This window comes from Microcoleus sp. A003_D6 (assembly GCF_036702825.1).
Lineage (GTDB): Bacteria > Cyanobacteriota > Cyanobacteriia > Cyanobacteriales > Microcoleaceae > Microcoleus.
In genome coordinates this window covers 1-16,197 of the sequence record NZ_JAUBWA010000044.1, presented here as the reverse complement: position 1 = coordinate 16,197, position 16,197 = coordinate 1, and the positions used below count along the sequence as shown (strand labels likewise).

At 48.2% G+C, this 16,197-nt stretch carries 18 protein-coding genes; 12 read left to right on the top strand and 6 right to left on the bottom strand.

Features of this window, described 5'->3' with window-relative positions; genetic code table 11:
- Positions 1 to 10: 10 nt before the first annotated feature.
- The 5 genes from QUB70_RS14140 to QUB70_RS14120 all read left to right on the top strand — a co-directional run bounded on the left by QUB70_RS14140 (position 11) and on the right by QUB70_RS14120 (position 3,925).
- Entirely contained in the window at positions 11 to 520 is a 510-nt protein-coding gene (locus QUB70_RS14140; protein WP_293127049.1) for a photosystem I reaction center protein subunit XI, read from the top strand.
- Positions 521 to 577: 57 nt separating this feature from the next.
- Positions 578 to 694, top strand: a complete 117-nt coding sequence (locus tag QUB70_RS14135) for a photosystem I reaction center subunit VIII (protein WP_293148481.1) — start codon at positions 578 to 580, stop codon at positions 692 to 694.
- Positions 695 to 1,494: 800 nt separating this feature from the next.
- Positions 1,495 to 2,049, top strand: a complete 555-nt coding sequence (locus tag QUB70_RS14130) for a hypothetical protein (RefSeq protein ID WP_332981189.1) — start codon at positions 1,495 to 1,497, stop codon at positions 2,047 to 2,049.
- Positions 2,050 to 2,187: 138 nt separating this feature from the next.
- Positions 2,188 to 3,075, top strand: a complete 888-nt coding sequence (locus tag QUB70_RS14125; RefSeq protein ID WP_332981186.1) for a hypothetical protein — start codon at positions 2,188 to 2,190, stop codon at positions 3,073 to 3,075.
- A gap of 133 nt (positions 3,076 to 3,208) precedes the next feature.
- Positions 3,209 to 3,925 (top strand): DUF2996 domain-containing protein, encoded by a 717-nt coding sequence (locus QUB70_RS14120; RefSeq protein WP_332981185.1) that lies wholly within the window; start codon positions 3,209 to 3,211, stop codon positions 3,923 to 3,925.
- A gap of 194 nt (positions 3,926 to 4,119) precedes the next feature.
- Here QUB70_RS14120 and QUB70_RS14115 read toward each other — a convergent pair whose 3' ends face one another.
- Positions 4,120 to 4,941, bottom strand: coding sequence for an alpha/beta fold hydrolase (locus tag QUB70_RS14115; RefSeq protein ID WP_332981247.1), 822 nt, complete (start codon positions 4,939 to 4,941; stop codon positions 4,120 to 4,122).
- A 99-nt stretch (positions 4,942 to 5,040) separates the two neighbouring features.
- Positions 5,041 to 5,766, bottom strand: coding sequence for a lysophospholipid acyltransferase family protein (locus QUB70_RS14110; protein WP_332981184.1), 726 nt, complete (start codon positions 5,764 to 5,766; stop codon positions 5,041 to 5,043).
- 413 nt (positions 5,767 to 6,179) lie between these two features.
- Between QUB70_RS14110 and QUB70_RS14105 the strand changes: the two genes are divergently transcribed.
- The 6 genes from QUB70_RS14105 (at position 6,180) to QUB70_RS14080 (ending at position 10,793) form a co-directional block, all read left to right on the top strand.
- The gene (locus tag QUB70_RS14105; protein ID WP_332981183.1) at positions 6,180 to 6,494 is read left to right on the top strand and encodes a hypothetical protein; all 315 of its coding nucleotides are present in this window, start codon (positions 6,180 to 6,182) and stop codon (positions 6,492 to 6,494) included.
- Positions 6,495 to 6,622: 128 nt separating this feature from the next.
- The gene (locus QUB70_RS14100; protein ID WP_332981182.1) at positions 6,623 to 8,350 is read left to right on the top strand and encodes a succinate dehydrogenase/fumarate reductase flavoprotein subunit; all 1,728 of its coding nucleotides are present in this window, start codon (positions 6,623 to 6,625) and stop codon (positions 8,348 to 8,350) included.
- A 613-nt stretch (positions 8,351 to 8,963) separates the two neighbouring features.
- Entirely contained in the window at positions 8,964 to 9,320 is a 357-nt protein-coding gene (locus QUB70_RS14095; RefSeq protein WP_332981181.1) for a type II toxin-antitoxin system RelE/ParE family toxin, read from the top strand.
- A 625-nt stretch (positions 9,321 to 9,945) separates the two neighbouring features.
- Positions 9,946 to 10,278, top strand: a complete 333-nt coding sequence (locus QUB70_RS14090) for a helix-turn-helix transcriptional regulator (RefSeq protein ID WP_332981180.1) — start codon at positions 9,946 to 9,948, stop codon at positions 10,276 to 10,278.
- 9 nt (positions 10,279 to 10,287) lie between these two features.
- Positions 10,288 to 10,512 (top strand): hypothetical protein, encoded by a 225-nt coding sequence (locus tag QUB70_RS14085; protein ID WP_096831014.1) that lies wholly within the window; start codon positions 10,288 to 10,290, stop codon positions 10,510 to 10,512.
- Entirely contained in the window at positions 10,512 to 10,793 is a 282-nt protein-coding gene (locus QUB70_RS14080; RefSeq protein ID WP_172191064.1) for a type II toxin-antitoxin system RelE/ParE family toxin, read from the top strand. Before QUB70_RS14085 ends, QUB70_RS14080 begins: the two co-directional genes overlap by 1 nt.
- Before the next feature lie 37 nt (positions 10,794 to 10,830).
- Here the strand turns inward: QUB70_RS14080 and QUB70_RS14075 are convergent, their stop codons facing one another.
- The 3 genes from QUB70_RS14075 to QUB70_RS14065 form a co-directional block, all read right to left on the bottom strand.
- Positions 10,831 to 11,721, bottom strand: coding sequence for a Uma2 family endonuclease (locus tag QUB70_RS14075; RefSeq protein ID WP_332981177.1), 891 nt, complete (start codon positions 11,719 to 11,721; stop codon positions 10,831 to 10,833).
- Positions 11,722 to 11,977: 256 nt separating this feature from the next.
- Entirely contained in the window at positions 11,978 to 12,886 is a 909-nt protein-coding gene (locus QUB70_RS14070; RefSeq protein WP_332981176.1) for a tetratricopeptide repeat protein, read from the bottom strand.
- Positions 12,887 to 13,209: 323 nt separating this feature from the next.
- A complete protein-coding gene (locus tag QUB70_RS14065) occupies positions 13,210 to 13,446 on the bottom strand; it encodes a hypothetical protein (RefSeq protein WP_332981175.1) in 237 nt (78 codons plus the stop codon).
- 30 nt (positions 13,447 to 13,476) lie between these two features.
- Here QUB70_RS14065 and QUB70_RS14060 point away from each other — a divergent pair, with 30 nt between their 5' ends.
- Positions 13,477 to 14,739 carry a hypothetical protein gene (locus QUB70_RS14060; RefSeq protein ID WP_332981174.1) on the top strand — a complete coding sequence of 421 codons (1,263 nt, stop codon included), beginning with the start codon at positions 13,477 to 13,479 and terminating at the stop codon, positions 14,737 to 14,739.
- A gap of 80 nt (positions 14,740 to 14,819) precedes the next feature.
- Here QUB70_RS14060 and QUB70_RS14055 read toward each other — a convergent pair whose 3' ends face one another.
- A complete protein-coding gene (locus QUB70_RS14055; protein WP_332981173.1) occupies positions 14,820 to 15,995 on the bottom strand; it encodes a homocysteine biosynthesis protein in 1,176 nt (391 codons plus the stop codon).
- Positions 15,996 to 16,197: the final 202 nt, after the last annotated feature.

Genomic DNA, 16,197 nt, shown 5'->3' with positions numbered 1-16,197 from the left:
CAAACAGAATATGGCCGATCCCAGAGATGCAGAGCTTATTAAACCCTTTAACGGCGACCCCTTCACGGGTCATCTAGCCACCCCCATCAGTGCTTCTGATTTCACAAAAGCATTTATTGGGAACTTACCCGCCTACCGCAAAGGACTCTCGCCCCTTGTTCGAGGTCTAGAAATTGGTTTGGCACACGGTTATTTCCTCGTCGGCCCCGAAATCGTCTTCGGCCCCCTGCGGGATTATCCAGAAGCAGCTAATCTCGGCGGACTAATTACAGCCCTCGTCTTAGTTCTACTCGGCACACTAGGTATGTCTGCCTACGGTTTGGTCTCTTTCAAACAAGACAATACCAGCTACCCTAGCGCTAATCCGATGACCCCCGATTCCCTCAGAAATGCTGAAGGCTGGAGTCAGCTTACCGCTGGTTTCTTCATTGGCGGGATGAGCGGCGTCTTTGCTGCCTACTTCTTACTCGAAAACTTTAAGGGCGTTGATGCCATTTTCCGGGGTTTAGTCAACAATTAGACTCCACTCCCAAATATCCCTGTTGGAACACACTAACTTTAGTTTGGAGAATTTGATATGACAGGTTCCTACGCTGCTTCTTTCTTGCCTTGGATTTTGATTCCGGTCGTTTGCTGGCTGATGCCGGTTGTGGTAATGGGTTTGTTGTTTATTCACATTGAAAGCGACGCCTGATCTGTACGCGCACAGCAAGACCTAAGTTGGAAGACAGACAGACAAATGTTCTGAAACCTCTCTCATAAATCTAGGGAAAATCAGAAAAAATTGTTTTGGGATTGCTGGTAATTAGAAAATTTAATTTCTTTACCCCAACCCACAGACTTGACTGTGTGGAGCAATCCTTCTGTCTTCTTCCATCTAAGTTCGCGATCGCGAAAAATCCTCTGCCGTGCGGGCAGAGGATTTTTTTTACAAAGATTTTTTCCCGCAGCACAAATCATCCGCTCGTACAAGACAAATTGCCAATTCCTGAGCCACAATCACAATTGTTATCATAAAATTGGGTTTAAAACCCCGTCATTCTAGGACGGCTTTAATTTGTTAAATCCTTTTTCAAAGAACACGAAAATGTTGGTTTTTGTGGTATATTAGAATAGTCAAGGTTAAACTCGCAACGCCCTCGTGAAACGGTTACTCAGACACACTTTTAGGCGTAAACCGGGGGACAAAGAGCGGCGAAAACTCTAAAAACAGCCAGGGGCTTAATACAGCCTCACAACCAGAAAAACAAACAATTCATTTTTGTTAGGTAGGGTAGGGCATACCCGAACTCTAGGTCAATATCCTAGTAAGCTTTTGAAGATAGACTCTCGCTTGGTGACTGCGAATCAGGCTCGTTAATTGGTAGGATTCCTACGGTTAAAAAGTTTGAGTATTGCCGCAAGGACGTAGCACTTAAAGGTCAGTCGCTGAATTAAGAATCCCCACACCTTTAGGTTGGGGAGTGTCAAGGAAACTATCTTAAGGAGACAGCGATGCCATTTCCCTCCGCGCGCAAAATCTTAGCTCCATTCCTGATCTCGGTACTCTTGTTAGTCACCGCTTGCGGTCAAACTCAGGCGCCCTCTCGCTGGGACAAAGCCCAGCAGGAAAGCACCCAAAAACCTGGTAACGCCCAGCAGACAACTGCTGACAAATCAACTGCTCAAAATCAAAACCTGCCCAAGAAGGCAGTCGCAGGTGGCAAGTTAAATAAATACTTCCCGTCTTCTGGCGGTGGATTCGATCGCGTCTTCGCTCAAGAAAAATCCGGTTTTGCTGAAGCTAAGCTCAACAAAGGCGGTAAAAATGTCGCGATGCTCTCGATTAACGACATCGCCGGCAACCCGACCGCAGGTGCAAAATTCCAGCAAAGTACCAAGCAAATCGGCGGCTATCCCGCCGTTAATCAGGGTACTAATATCACTGCTGTTTTAGTGGCAAATCGCTATCAGGTGAAAGTTCAATCCCGCGATGCCTCTTTTACCGCTAGCGATCGCGAAGCTTGGCTGTCAAAATTTAACCTCGGCGGCCTCGCCAGCGTCAAGTAGCAATGTCTCTTGTCAAACTCCGCGCCCGACTCCTGTCTGGTGCTAGGACAACTAAGTCTGCCACAATGAGACTGTGAAGTTTTTGCCATCTGCCAAAAGTAATAGCTTTGATTCCCGTTCTAGCAAAAGGAGTTTTTTGTGAGCAAAACAGTCTTTGAATTAGTCGATAACCTGCCTAAAGACAACATGACTGTCAAAGCCCTGCGAGCGCTTGACTTTGTGGTTCCCGGCGAGTGGAACAATTTAGTGGGCTTTGAAAATACCATTCGCACCGTTACTGGCGAAACTGACGAAGAACTGATCCAGCAAATTGGCGATCGCGCCATCTACCTCTACAACGATAAGTCTCAGGGCTATCAGCGCGCTCTGTGGCTTTACCAAACTATTGACAGCGCCGACAAGGCTTTGGGCAGTGCCGCCCTCGCTAATAAGGTTGCGGAAAATGTCTCGTTTTTGTCGTTCCTCGGCAAGATCACTCCCAAGGCTGAAAAAGCTCAAACGATCGACCTTTCTTTGAAATTAGTCACTGAGTTGCTCGCTTTTTGCCAAATCAACGGCCTTCCGGGCGACAGCATCGGCGATTTTGCCGGGGCTTTGGGCGACTACGGCGGCGAATCCCTGATGCGGATGGCTGCTTTGGTTTGTTTCGACGGTTTGATTCCCCTGGGCCCAGACTTTATCCTCGCTACTCAGTCCTGGATTCAAAAGCTCTCTCCCAGCGATTTGCAAGATAATCAGGCGTTTAAATCGATCGGCGACCAGATTCCAGGGGGCTCTCCCGCAGGCAAACTCGGCTTCATCGGCGAAAGCTTTAACTCGGTTTCTGGCTGGATGAGCTCTTTTGTCAGCGATCGAGGTTTGACTCCTCAAAACGTACTCGGCCACTTGCAGAATTTTGTGGAAATTTCTGCTGACAAGGTGGACTACGTGGGCGCATTCCTCGACATAAGTACCAACTACTACGAACACACCGGTGTTCAAACTCTCGCCCGCCGTTTGATTGAACGAGCTGTCGCTGAGATTTAGAATAGTCATTAGTCATTAGTCATTAGTTATTAGTCAGAGCCTCCGATCGTCCCGAAGAGAGAGCTTGAGACGGCACGACTGCTGACTAATGACTACTGACTCCTCTACTCATCAATTTTAAAAGGAAGTGTTAATGTCAGAAGAACCGCAAAATCCTACCGCTGGCGAATCGGAAACTCCCACTGCTGCGATCGACAACGCCCCAAGTTCCGACGCACCCGAGACAACCGACTTACCCAGCGCTGACCAGCCTCCGGCGGCTGCTAAAAAGCCCGCAGCCAAAAAAGAACCGAAAAATCCTACCGCTGGAGAATCGGAAACTCCCACTGCTGCGATCGACAACGCCCCAAGTTCCGACGCACCCGAGACAACCGACTTACCCAGCACTGACAAACCTCCGGCGGCTGCTAAAAAGCCAGCAGCCAAGGCCGACGGCGACAAGCCCCCAGCTAAAGCTAAAAAGGAAAAAGCACCCGCTGTTGAAGACAAGCCGTTTGCTGAATTTATGCAACAAGATTATTTGCCCGCCTTGCAAACTGCTTTGACTAAGCAGGGTGTTAAGGATTTAGAGGTGAGTTTGGCAAAGCAAAAACTCCCCGTTGCGGGCATGAGTTCCGCTGGGGATTGCTGGCAGGTAATTGGGAAATTCCAAGAAGGTCAGCGCCAATTTAACCTGTATTTTCCTCAAGAAAATATTCAAAGTCAAAGGGCTTTTTCCTGCGCTGAAAATAATACCAAAACCAGCACTTTAGAGCCTTTTTTGATAGACGAGCGCAAGGTGACTCTAGACCTCATGGTGTTTGGTGTCGTCCAGCGGCTTAACGCTCAAAAATGGCTGAATCTTAATTAGTCATTAGTCATCAGTCATTAGTTATTAGTCCTTAGTGGCTTGTCTTCCGGCACTTACTAATCAGTGTGAGGGCAGGTTAATTAGAATATAAACTTTATCCCTCTCCCAATCTCTAATTTTGCCCCGACTGACTCAGAAGTGAGAAGTCATAGCTAATGACTATTGACTGATGACTAATGACTATTGACTAATAACTAATGACTGCTGACTAATGCCAGATTTTCTTCGGATTTGGTCAAAAAATTGCGAGCTTGCATAATCGCGAAAAGGTCAACATCTACTTCTAACAAACAAGCATGACCGCTGTTAGCCAGCATCACCATTTCAGCATTGGGAATTACCTTGACTAACAGCTTCGCTTCTGCTATAGAAGGCAGCAGCCGATCGGCACCGCTAGCAATTACTAGCGTCGGCTGTTTGATGCCGCGCAACTGATTTTCGTCAACATTAAACGATCGCACTAACGCCAATCTCCACACAGAAGTGTTTTGCGGTACCGCTTGCATCGCTTCTAGCAAAGCGCGGCGGTCGTCGCGCGCAATCTTTCCTAACGATGCTAATATCGGCAAAAGACCGATTACCGACAGCGGATAAAGGTTGGCGGGTAGCCACTGAGTCAAGTGGGAACCCCACTGCACCCAAGGCTGCTGTCGGAATGAAGAAGCTGGATTGACTAAAATTAACCGATCGCACAATTGGGGAGCTTCTAAAACAATTTTCATCGCTAAACAGCCCCCAAATGACTCGCCGCACAGATAAACCGGCCGCTGCTGCTTTCCACTTTGCTTTTCTGCTTCAATTAAGGCAATTGTTTCCCTAACCAGTACATCCCAACTGGCCATGTCGTCAGCCGGTAAAGTTAAGCAGCGAATGTCGAAATCATTTGCTAATTTAGAAATTTGCGGCCGCAGTAGCAAACCGCTGCCATCCATACCGGGCAGAAATACAAATAAAGGGCGATCGGCGATCGGCGGTTTCGGGGTTAGAAAACGAACCTTGTTGCTAGCATTTGGCATGATTAAAGTCAATCGATTTTAGATTTTAGATTTTAGATTTTAGATTGGAAATCTGAGACCAGCCAACAGTCAACAGCCAACAGTCAACAGTCAACAAACTTACAAACAACCTCGTTGGAGTAATTCTGCAATTTCCCCCTGACAGTGATCTGTGAGTTCAGCAACAACTGCTTTGGCTTTTTTGCCTCGATATTGCTGCTGTCGATCGACAGTAATCCAGTAAGGGCGACCGATTAAAACATTCACTCGCTGATAAATTATCACAGGATGCCACCCAGCTCGATCGAACAGCGGTTCCGAAGGATCGAACAAGCTCAACAACTTGAGCGGTACACCCGATCGCACCGACTGTTCTTCCATCGAACCAATCGCCACCGGCAAAACCGCCAAATCCCGCACCGGAGCCCGCAAAGCCAAATGAGCAAATCCCCGCTGAAACTTCCCCACAGTATTAGGCTTAGTAAAATTCACCATCGGTTCTGCACCCTCTGGAAACACCCCCACCATCTCCCCACTTTGCAGCAGCGCCGTCGCTTGAGAGAAAAAATGTTGCTGTCGTTGCTCCGGTGCTTCCAAGGGGAAAGCGCCAAAAGTAGTGACAACTTCCCGAATCAGCGGGACTTGACCCATGTAGTGATGACAAGCAAAGCGGATCGATCGACCCAAAGCCGCCGTCAGCAGCACAGGATCTAAGAAACTGCGGTGATTGCTCACCACCAGCACCGGACTCTCTTGGGGAATCCGGTCTTCGCGGTGCACAAACATCTGCGTTCCCAGACCAGCCAGGAAACAGCGCGAAATCAGCAATGTGCTCTCTGAAGACATGGGCGAAAAGACAGGTGCGACGCTATAAAGGTTGATTCCATCCCCATGCAGCTTAACATTACTTTACCAAGTCGGGGCTCAGCCAAAAAGTATACTTTCCCCTTGTGCCTTTGTTTCACAATCCTGGACGCAGGAGTTGCCAGAAACCGGGTTTTTTGCGAAAAGACGGGTTACAGCCCGCCAAAACAGTAAAAAACCCGGTTTCTTTGTCGGAGTGCATAAGTCTTGTTTCGGCAAAATTTCCCAGTCAGAAACAAAAATTCATAAAGTGTTGTTGCAAACTTCTATAAAAATGTTTAAAACAGCCCTAAAACGAGGTTTATGCAGCTAAACTTAGGAATTTACAGTGAAACATTGACGCACTGTCAAAGTATTTTTGGACAAGTCGTAATAGCAATCTCGCGAGGCATCAAATGAATAACATCCACAACTATCGCCTTAAATGTACCCTCACCTTTGGCGACATTTACGGTCAAATCATTGTTTGGCTGATAGTCATCTTCCTAAGTCTAGCGTCGGCACTCGCTCTGTGGAGCAGCGCCCGCCAAATCTACGCCTTGGCTACTGTCGGCTTGATTTTAGTGCTGTCTTTGCCCTTCTTGCTGTTTGCTTTCGTTACAACTTTGCTAAATAACATTCAAGTGCTTTCCGTAGACCCCGCCAGCCAAGATCAACCTTCTGCAACGGGAAATCAGTCCAATCAGCAGTCTGTCGAAACCGTCGGCTAGTACACTTTGAGATTTTCAATTCAATTTAGAACTAAAAATCAAAAGTTAAAAACTTCCTTACCTTTGGGTGAGGACTTTTTTTATGTATCAATATATGTAAAGGAGAACACTCAAAATAATTCAAAAAAATGCTAGAACACGACGTAATCATTGTAGGCGGCGGTTTAGCAGGTTGCCGCGCCGCAGTAGAAATTGCTCGGACTGACCCCAGTTTAAAGGTAGCTGTTGTTGCCAAAACTCACCCGATTCGATCGCACTCTGTCGCAGCCCAAGGCGGCATGGCATCCAGCTTGCAGAATGTCGATCCCGAAGACAGTTGGAAAGCCCACGCCTTCGACACAGTAAAAGGTTCAGACTATTTAGCCGACCAAGACGCGGTAGAAATCCTCACCCGCGAAGCACCCGGTGTAGTCATCGATTTAGAACACATGGGAGTCCTCTTCTCCCGCCTCCCAGACGGCAGAATTGCCCAGCGCGCTTTCGGCGGACATTCCCACCGCCGCACCTGCTACGCCGCCGACAAAACCGGTCACGCCATCCTGCACGAATTGGTCAACAATCTGCGCCGTTACGGAGTTCACATCTATGAGGAGTGGTACGTCACCCGCCTGATTTTGGAATCAGGCCAAGCCAAGGGCGTAGTTATGTACCGCCTGCTAGACGGTCAAATTGAGGTTGTGCGGGCTAAGGCGGTAATGTTTGCTACGGGGGGTTACGGTCGGGTTTACAACACGACCTCGAACGATTACGCCTCAACTGGAGACGGTTTGGCGATGACTGCTATGGCGGGATTGCCGCTGGAAGATATGGAATTCGTGCAGTTTCACCCGACTGGTTTGTATCCTGTGGGAGTGTTGATTTCGGAGGCTGTGCGGGGCGAAGGCGCTTATTTGATTAATTCAGAGGGCGATCGATTTATGGCCAATTATGCCCCGTCGCGGATGGAATTAGCGCCCAGGGATATTACATCGCGATCGATTTCCATAGAAATTCGCGCCGGCCGAGGAATTAATGTTGATGGTAGTGCCGGCGGCCCCTTTATCTACCTCGATTTGCGGCACATGGGACGCGAAAAAATCATGAGCAAAATTCCTTTTGCTTGGGAAGAAGCCCACCGTTTGTTAGGCATTGATGCCGTAAATCAGCCGATGCCCGTGCGCCCTACCGTTCACTATTCAATGGGGGGAATTCCTACTAATGTTAGCGGGCAAGTTCGCAGCAGTCCTGACAGTTTGGTAGACGGTTTCTTTGCAGCCGGCGAAGCAGCTTGCGTGTCAGTTCACGGCGCGAACCGTTTGGGCAGCAATTCGCTTTTAGAATGCGTCGTTTACGGCAAAGTGACTGGCGCAACCATAGCACAATTCGTGCAAAACCGCAAGCTTCCAACAGTGGACGAACAGCGTTATATTGCGGAAGCAAAAGAGCAAATTCAAGCACTTGTAGAGCGTCCCGGAAAATACCGAATTAATCAAGTGCGGCAGCAGTATCAAGATACTATGACTGAGTATTGTGGCGTATTTCGTAGCGCCGATTTGATGCAGGAAGGTTTAAAGAAATTGGAGGATTTAGAGCGACAATATGAGGAGGTTTACTTAGACGATAAAGGCAAGTTGTGGAATACGGAAATTGTGGAAGCTTTGGAGTTGCGGAGTTTAATAATTGTCGGAAAAATGATTTTAACTTCGGCTTTGAACCGGCAGGAAAGTCGGGGAGCTCATTCGCGGGAAGATTTTACCGAGCGGGATGATGAGAAGTTCTTGAAGCATACCCTGGCTTATTATTCGCCTGCGGGGATTGATTTAGCTTATATGCCCGTAGCGATTACGATGTTTGAGCCGCAGGAACGAAAGTATTAATCTGTAGGGTGCGTCAGCCATCAATAAATTTTGTTTTTTACATGATTACCAAATGGCTGACGCACCCTACTTACTTTTCGGAGTTTGTGTTCAGAATCAAGGCGCTGAAACTTGAGGAGACAGGTGCGCACTGCGCACCCAGCCCTGTCAAGATGTTTGAGGGACTTTTTGACCATATTGACAGGGCTTGCGATGCCAGTCCTGTCTGGGGTGTCTATCGAGCTTGGTTCAAAGTCTCTAAAACACTTGAAATCTCATAGTTTGTAGGTGCGTATTGCCTTCTTAGCATATTGGCGCGATCGCTTACGGCCCGCTTTGCTACGACTTATTTACCTCATCCTACTGGCCCGTTTGGAGGCAATCCACCTAGTTTTTTGGTAAAAAAAGCAGATTTAACGAGCGCAGCTTTCTAGATTTCAAGGGTTTGAGGTGATTTTCTCCAGGCTCAGCAGACACCTTGACAGGTCTGGGCTTGCGGTGCGCACCTTACGAATTGAGAAGAAATTCTGCAATCATTGGTGTCTTGTACCACTTTTAGTTAGGGGTTGCTATAATTATATCAGATATGACATAACCCTAAATCGATGCTCTATGACTATACAGTGGTTAACTTATGGAATCCCAAGGCGAGAATAAAAATCTTGTTTGGTTGAGTGGCGAAGTAAAAACTCCCCCTTTTTCAAACTCAGCGCGAAGTGGGGCAGGGATGTTATTAAGGAGGTTACAAAATGGAGAAATTTTACCGATGCCTGATTCTCGACCTATGCCAAGCATCGGCCCTCACTGCCACGAATTGCGGATCGGTGATAGTAAAGCCGATAAACAGTGGCGAATTATTTACCGAATAGACTTCGATGCTATTGTCATCGCAGATGTGTTTAAAAAAAACACTCAGAGAACGCCTAACCCCGTAATTGAAAAGTGTCAGAGACGACTGAGCTCGTACGATAAAATCTCAGGAGGAACCTAAATTTTCAGTAATGCGGTTCAGTTAAGACTGAGCCGCCCGCAGGAAGAACCCTCCTACTCCCTAAAAAAGGGGGGAACAAGAGTATTCTCTTTCGTCCCCCTTCTGAAGAGGGGATGCGAGGGGCTCTCCGGAAACAAACACTGTTAACTGAACCGTATTCAATTTTTTAGGACTTGCACTCTTTGTGGCGCAACCGGGTTTCTGGGAATAGTCCCCTAGCTGAAGTGACTGGTTTTTGTTTTTGTTAGCCGATTTCTGTGAAATTTACATGGCGTTGCTGAACTTGAGTATGAATTCACATTTTTACGCTTGAGCAAAACACAGACTTTTTGGGTAGTTGAGCTTTTGGGTAGAACTTAATTCCTACCGTCAATCAGCAACGCAGCGCTCTTTTATATACCCAACCAAAGAGCGCTGAAGCGCAACTACATACCTTAGTCCTTGAGCTTTTGGGTAGAACTTAATTCCTACCGTCAATCAGCAACACAGCGCTCTTTTATATACCCAACCAAAGAGCGCTGAAGCGCAACTACATACCTTAGTCCTTGAGCTTTTGGGTAGAACTTAATTCATGCCGTCAATCAGCAACGCCAAATTTACATAATTAAATGAGGTAAAATTTACAATGGATGCCATTAAACGTCAACGTTTAGAAGCAGCAGGTTGGCGCGTGGGAGATGCCGCCGACTTTCTGGAACTTTCGGTCGAAGAAGTTGCTTTTATTGAGATGAAGCTGTCTCTGAGTAAACGCTTGAAGCAGCTTCGGATCAGTCAAAACCTTTCTCAAGAGAGTTTAGCTAAGAAAATCAAGTCAAGTCAGTCACGGGTAGCTAAAATTGAAGCTGGCGATCCGTCTGTTTCTCTTGATTTGATGGTAAGAACTTTGTTAGCAATCGGAGCAACACGCGAGGATGTGGCGCTGGTGATTGCTTCTCCCAACGTGATTCTAAGTAGCTAAAAACAACATATGAGTAAAACGACACAGACATCTCAATTCCAGCAAGCTCTTGAAGCTGTAGAAGTTTTATCACTAGAAGATCAAGCCATGCTTCTCGATATTCTTCAGAATCGTCTGCGACAACAGCGACGAAATGAATTACTCAAGGAAGTGGCAGAAGTTCGTCAAGAGTATGCTGAGGGCAATGTTAAATTTGGGTCGGTAGCCGATTTTATGGCGGAGTTGGATGATTGATGAAAATTGGTTGGACTCCAAAATCTATTCGTACTTTCAAAAAGTTAGTTCGTAAAAATCCTCAGCTTCGCCTTTTAATTGAAGCTACGCTTGAACTTTTGTCTGAAGACTGCTTTAACCCCAGCTTGCGAACTCACAAACTGACAGGAGATTTATCGGGTATCTGGTCGTGTTCAATAGATTATGATTATCGGATTTTATTTGAGTTTGTGACCGATCCAGAAGATGAGGAGGAAGCTATTTTATTGCTCAAAATGGGTTCTCATGATGAAGTCTATTAAGATTGATCGCCCTTTTCCCCAATTCTCTCCCGCTATCTCACTCTCCAGCATTCTCCGTAACTTCCTCCACAGATAAACTTAACGCCTCCGCCACCTGTTCGGCACTCAAACCCATTCCCAACAACCGGGGAATTGCAGCCCTTCTTGCTTGAAATTCAGCTTGTCGTGCTTGTTCAGCTTGCTGTCGCGCTTGTTCTGCACTGTCTGCCCTTTCCCGCTGTTCCCTCGCAATCTCTCTCTCCAATTCTGCCCTTTCATCGCCAATCAATAGCAAATTACCTTCCTCATCCCACCAGCGCAGCCACAGCATCTCTTGATTTTGATAACTTCCTTGCCAAAGTCCCAATTCTACGCCTAAAAGTACGATCGCAAAATGACCCCGCTCGTTAAGTTCTAACAGCCGATAATACCCGTCAATTAACCGATAAACTTCTAATCTGCCGCTGTTAATTTCGTAGATGCCATAATAGGGAATTCGCATCACCTGTTCGTAAACCCAAAACTTTCCCGGTTTCGTTAACAGCCCTTCATCGGTGCGCGATAAAGGAGTACGATCGCGCTTTTCATCCCCGTTCCCGCTCGCAAATTCCAACGCAATTAACGGTGCTATGTGTTCCCGCCACAGCACGTAGGAACGCCGAATTTGACCGTCTAAATTAGGAGGTACATTGGGAACATAAAACCAATCAGGAGCTTCTGCACCTTTTTCTGGCGGTTCAGTTTCTCGCCAGTAAATGCCGCAGTCTTGACCGATCGCATATTGTCCGTCAGGATGCCGCTGCTGCAAAATCTGACCGAGCGAATCAGTTAAAATTAAGCTCTGCGGATGCTCCTGAAAATTTTTCACAAAAGTACCATCCGACTCTGGTAATTGAGTGTGGTCTGGAAAAGCAGGAGGTAGAACAACGCGGTTAACGCTAGTAGTCATAATTCCCTCCGAGGTTTTATCTAATCGGTAATTAGTAATTGGTAATCGGTAACAGGACGCTCCGCGCGAGGGCTGAGAAACCCGGTTTCTTCATGTATCCCTCGTCGCTCAACCAAGATTTATCGTAGAAACCGGGTTTCTTTTCGTAAGTCCTGCGTAATTAGGAAGAAAGCGAGTAGTTTTGAGTTTTAAGTATCAAGTTTTTACTTAAAACTATTTCACTTAAAACTCAAAAGTCTTTCACTCAAAACTTTCCTTAAGGTTTCGGTAGCGCACCTTCAGGACTAGGAGAAGCAGCCGGTTCGGGAGTCGTCGCAGCCGCAGGAGAAGGCGAAGGAGTGCCGCTAGCTAACTGATTAATTTGGTCTTTATAGTTAGGAGGAGCTAACTCAGTAGCTCGATCGAACAGCGTTTTTGCTTCATCTGTTTTACCCTGTTCCTTCAGCACGATCGCATGAGCTAAAGTCGGGCGAAAATCTTTCGGATTATTCTTAGCCGATTCGTCGTAAATCGCGATCGCCTCCTCAAACCGCTTCTGCACAGCATAAACCTGCCCCAAAATCAACTGCACTGAAGTTACATCAACACTTTCCGGTTTCGCCTGATTTGCAGCCGGAGCCGCCTTCAGCGTATCTTGCAGCAGTCCGATCGCAGCTTCGGGCCGCTGCTGCACCAACAGCAAATTCACCAACCCCTGCAAAGCCTTAATTTCCCCAGGCTTAGACGCTAAAATTGACCTGTAAGCCTGAGCAGCTCCTTCGCGATCGCCCGTGCGTTCCTTCGCCTGAGCCAGCAAAATCCCGTATTCAGTAGTTTCAGGATTCAGCGAAGCCAACTTTTCCAAAGGAGACACCACATCCTTAATGCTCCCCACTCCTTGTCCGATCAACTCCAGCCGCACCTGCAAAAGTCCCCGCAGAGCCGTTACATTATCAGGTTCCCGCTGCAAAACCAATTCGTACCCCTTAGCCTGAGCTTGCAGCAACTCTGATTGCTTATCCCCAGACTGCGCCGTCTGAGTAGGCGTTGGAGTCGATCGACTTTGCACTTGGCTGGCCTTGAGAATACTGTCCAAAATTGGAACCAAAGAAAATCCCAAAAAAGCGATGAGCGAAAGCACCACCACCACAGTAATCAACCCGCGACGCTTGTTTGCTTTTTCCATAATTCAACTATCCCAACTTAAAATCTACTATTTTCTAAGAATTAACGCATCGCCAGGGGGCCTCTGCCATTTAACTAGATCCATGCAACCATAAAAGTTCTTAACTTCAAAGTCCCAATTGACAAACCAGTCTTTTGCTTGCAGCTAATATGGTAACAGACCCACAACTCCACGCTAGCTAAACAATTTTGGACACAAAGACCCACAGCCCCAAGGACTGGGACTTCTGTCCAATTTAGTTTGGTTCAGCTAAAAATTACCGAAAAGATGGCGGATCGGCCCGTTAGGTAATTGGATTAAGTAAAATAGGCAGGCTGAATATCCTAAATGCTATTAGCCAGCAACGCCAGCTTTCGGGCGATATCGACCAAAGCCTTGGGTTCAAAAACTCTAAAAATCCTTGCCAGCAAGGATTTTAGCAGCCAGCGATCCCCGGGCTCACTCGTACCGTTGAAAGTTGGCGTTGACGGGTCAAAACCAAACTTTCCGGCGCAAGCCCGCCTGTCTGGTGCTAGTAGTTTTGAAAGCAGTTTCTTCAGTTTATTCCTAATTTCCCTCAAGGGATGTGTCTCCGCTGCAAGGAGTTTTTTATGAACCCCTCTCCAAACCGCTCTTCCAAATCGCCCAAATCTACTTCAACTCGCAAGGCTCAGCCGAGCGAGCCGGCCGTCAATCAGCCCGCAGCTACAGCCTCCGTTCCCGAGACGCCAGACGAAAGTCCGGTACCTTCGGCGTTGGCTGCACCTGTTGACCAAGATCGACCACCAGCGCCAACGGACGCCCCAGCGCCAAAGGACTCGCTGCAACGACCCCGCTACAGTTCTGCCCTCGATAAGGACAAAACAAAGCCAAAAGACCCGCCCAGCAATGCTCCTGCACCCTCGGAGCAAGCAGCGCCTGCGACCGGGGCCAGCGATACTCCAGCGATCGCAGTCGCACCGCCGGCAACCCCCGAGCCTGCTGCTCAAAGCGAAAATCAGGCGGCCGAGGACATACCCTCCGTCATGCGCCAACATCCCATTCCTCCCCCCAGCGAACCCAGACAGTACCGAGCTGTTGGTTTGGTGCGGGGCCGCTACACCCAATCAGAAGAGCAATTCACCCGGGGTATGCTGATAGCTGCCGACGGAACTGCCATCGACGCAGTTTTGCTGGGTAGAGTCATGAGTTTAGTCAAAAATCACCTGGATCTGGAACAAGAACACCTGTGGGTGGTCTATCCCCGCACCAGGCAAGAAGACGGCAACTTGCACGCGCAGATTATGGGAGTTTGGGAGCCGGAAACGCTCAAGAAAGCTCCCGAACCGTCCTCTGATGAGGAAAATCAGGAAGCAGCGGAGATTGAGACTAGCGCCGAAGCATCGATCGCATCTTTGCCGCCCTCGGAACCTGATGTTGAAGATGGCTATTTTTCGATTCGAGGCGAGGTGATTTATCAACAAGCCCAAGATGAAGAAAAAGAAAAGTATGTCATCGTCAAAATCAAGCAAGCTCCCCGCAAGAATGATGACAAGATGAAGTTTTTTAAGCTGAAACTCAAGGGAGATTTAGGCACAAAGGCGATCGGGTTTTTTTGGGATTTCCACGTCAAATTGCAAGCTGAAAGTCTGATGATTGAGCAGGCTAATAATATTGGCGCCCTGCCGATCAAAAAGCGGAAATTCCCCCCCGGAAGCAAGCCGCCCGGTGGCTTCAAAGGAGGGGGAGGGAAGCGTCCCTTTACTCCTAAGCCCAGCGGTGATGGTACTCCTGTAGGGCGTCCTACCATCAAGTCCGCAGCAGCAGCACCACCGCCTGTCCCGAAGGAACCTCTTCCTAAGCCGGTCAAGAAGCCTAAGCCGATCGAGCAATAGAGCGATTTACGATTGGGCGATTTTAGATTAGTGCGATCGCGAAATAATCTAAAATCCCCAAATCGTAAATCTAAAATCCTTTATTCGAGCCTCACTTGGGCACCCCACAAATCTTGCGGGAGAAATACTCGATCGGTGGGTAGGGGAGCAACTGGGGCCGTGAGGGTAAATTGACCCGCTTCAATTTGCTGCTTCAATTCCAATGCTACTTGCCGGGACAGAAACATACTCGCAAGGGGGGCGGCCCGCACTGGTTTGCCCTCTATCAAAATACGACCTGTTTTTAATTGGGCATAGCTGACTAAACCGAAGGTAGGACGAACGCGCCGGGGGATAGAGAAATCTACCACCGGCGCTACTATTTTTTTGTCTGATACTGCACAGTTGGCGACGACTGTTTCGTTTAAGACGGGAAAGGGGATGCCGACTCCCAGCATCAGGGATGGGCCGTAGTTTTTGAAGTAGCAGCCGCGCACCCATTTCGAGTTCATCTGTTTGGCGTCGCCGATGAGTGCGAGGGTGGCGGCCGGGCCGACGGGGGTGCGGTTGGGCTGGCGTTTTTGCAGAGGGAAGTGCTGGGTTCCTTCCCAGGTAATGTAGCCCTGAGCGCCTCCTAGGAAGATGCGGGTGCCGATGCCGATGAGTTGGAGGTCGGGGTCGTTTAGCAGGGGAGACATGGCTCCCAGGCTCGAATAGACTGCGTTGCCGAGGTTCGGTTGCAGGGGGCCGAGGTAGGTGAACAGCGGGCGATCGCCCCCGTTGACTCCCACAATAAAGTTTTGATATGCGTTCCGGGGATTGAATAAATAAAACTGGTTGATGGTATCGCGGGTAATCGTGGTTTCAAAGGAGGCGCGGGGGTAGCAGTCTGTTACTTGCCCCAAGGCCCGCAACTGCACGGGTTTGCCGGCTATTAAGTCTTCGATGACGTGTCCGCCGCCCCGATCGCGGGATTCTTCGCCGTCTTCGGCTACTTGGGTGGCTCCCAGGTACAGGTCTACTGCCCCGAAGCCGGAGTAGGCTAAAACGCCGTCTAGCCAGCACTGGCGGATTTTTATCGGCGGGTCGGTATGGCCGAGGTTGATGATTGCACCGGAGGATTCCATGGGCTCGAAGGTGCCTGTGGTAATCACATCGACTTCTTTGGCGGCTTGGGTAATGCTGGTTTCTTGAACTCTTGTTTTGAGTTCTTCGATTGTCCAGACTGTGGCTTTGCCCTGGCTGATTTTATCGTTGATTTCGTCGATCGATCTCATAATATTATTTTAGATTTTAGATTTTAGATTGATGGAATGTCGATCGAGCTGGTTGTTTGAGATAAAAGCAATATATTAGACCTCTTACAAAAATCCTTTTCATCAATTGATGGGATGGGCATCTTGCCCATCCCACAAGAAAAAATAACTCTTGTGGGATGGGCCGGAGAGCCCGTCCTAATTATTTTTGCAAGAGGTCTAT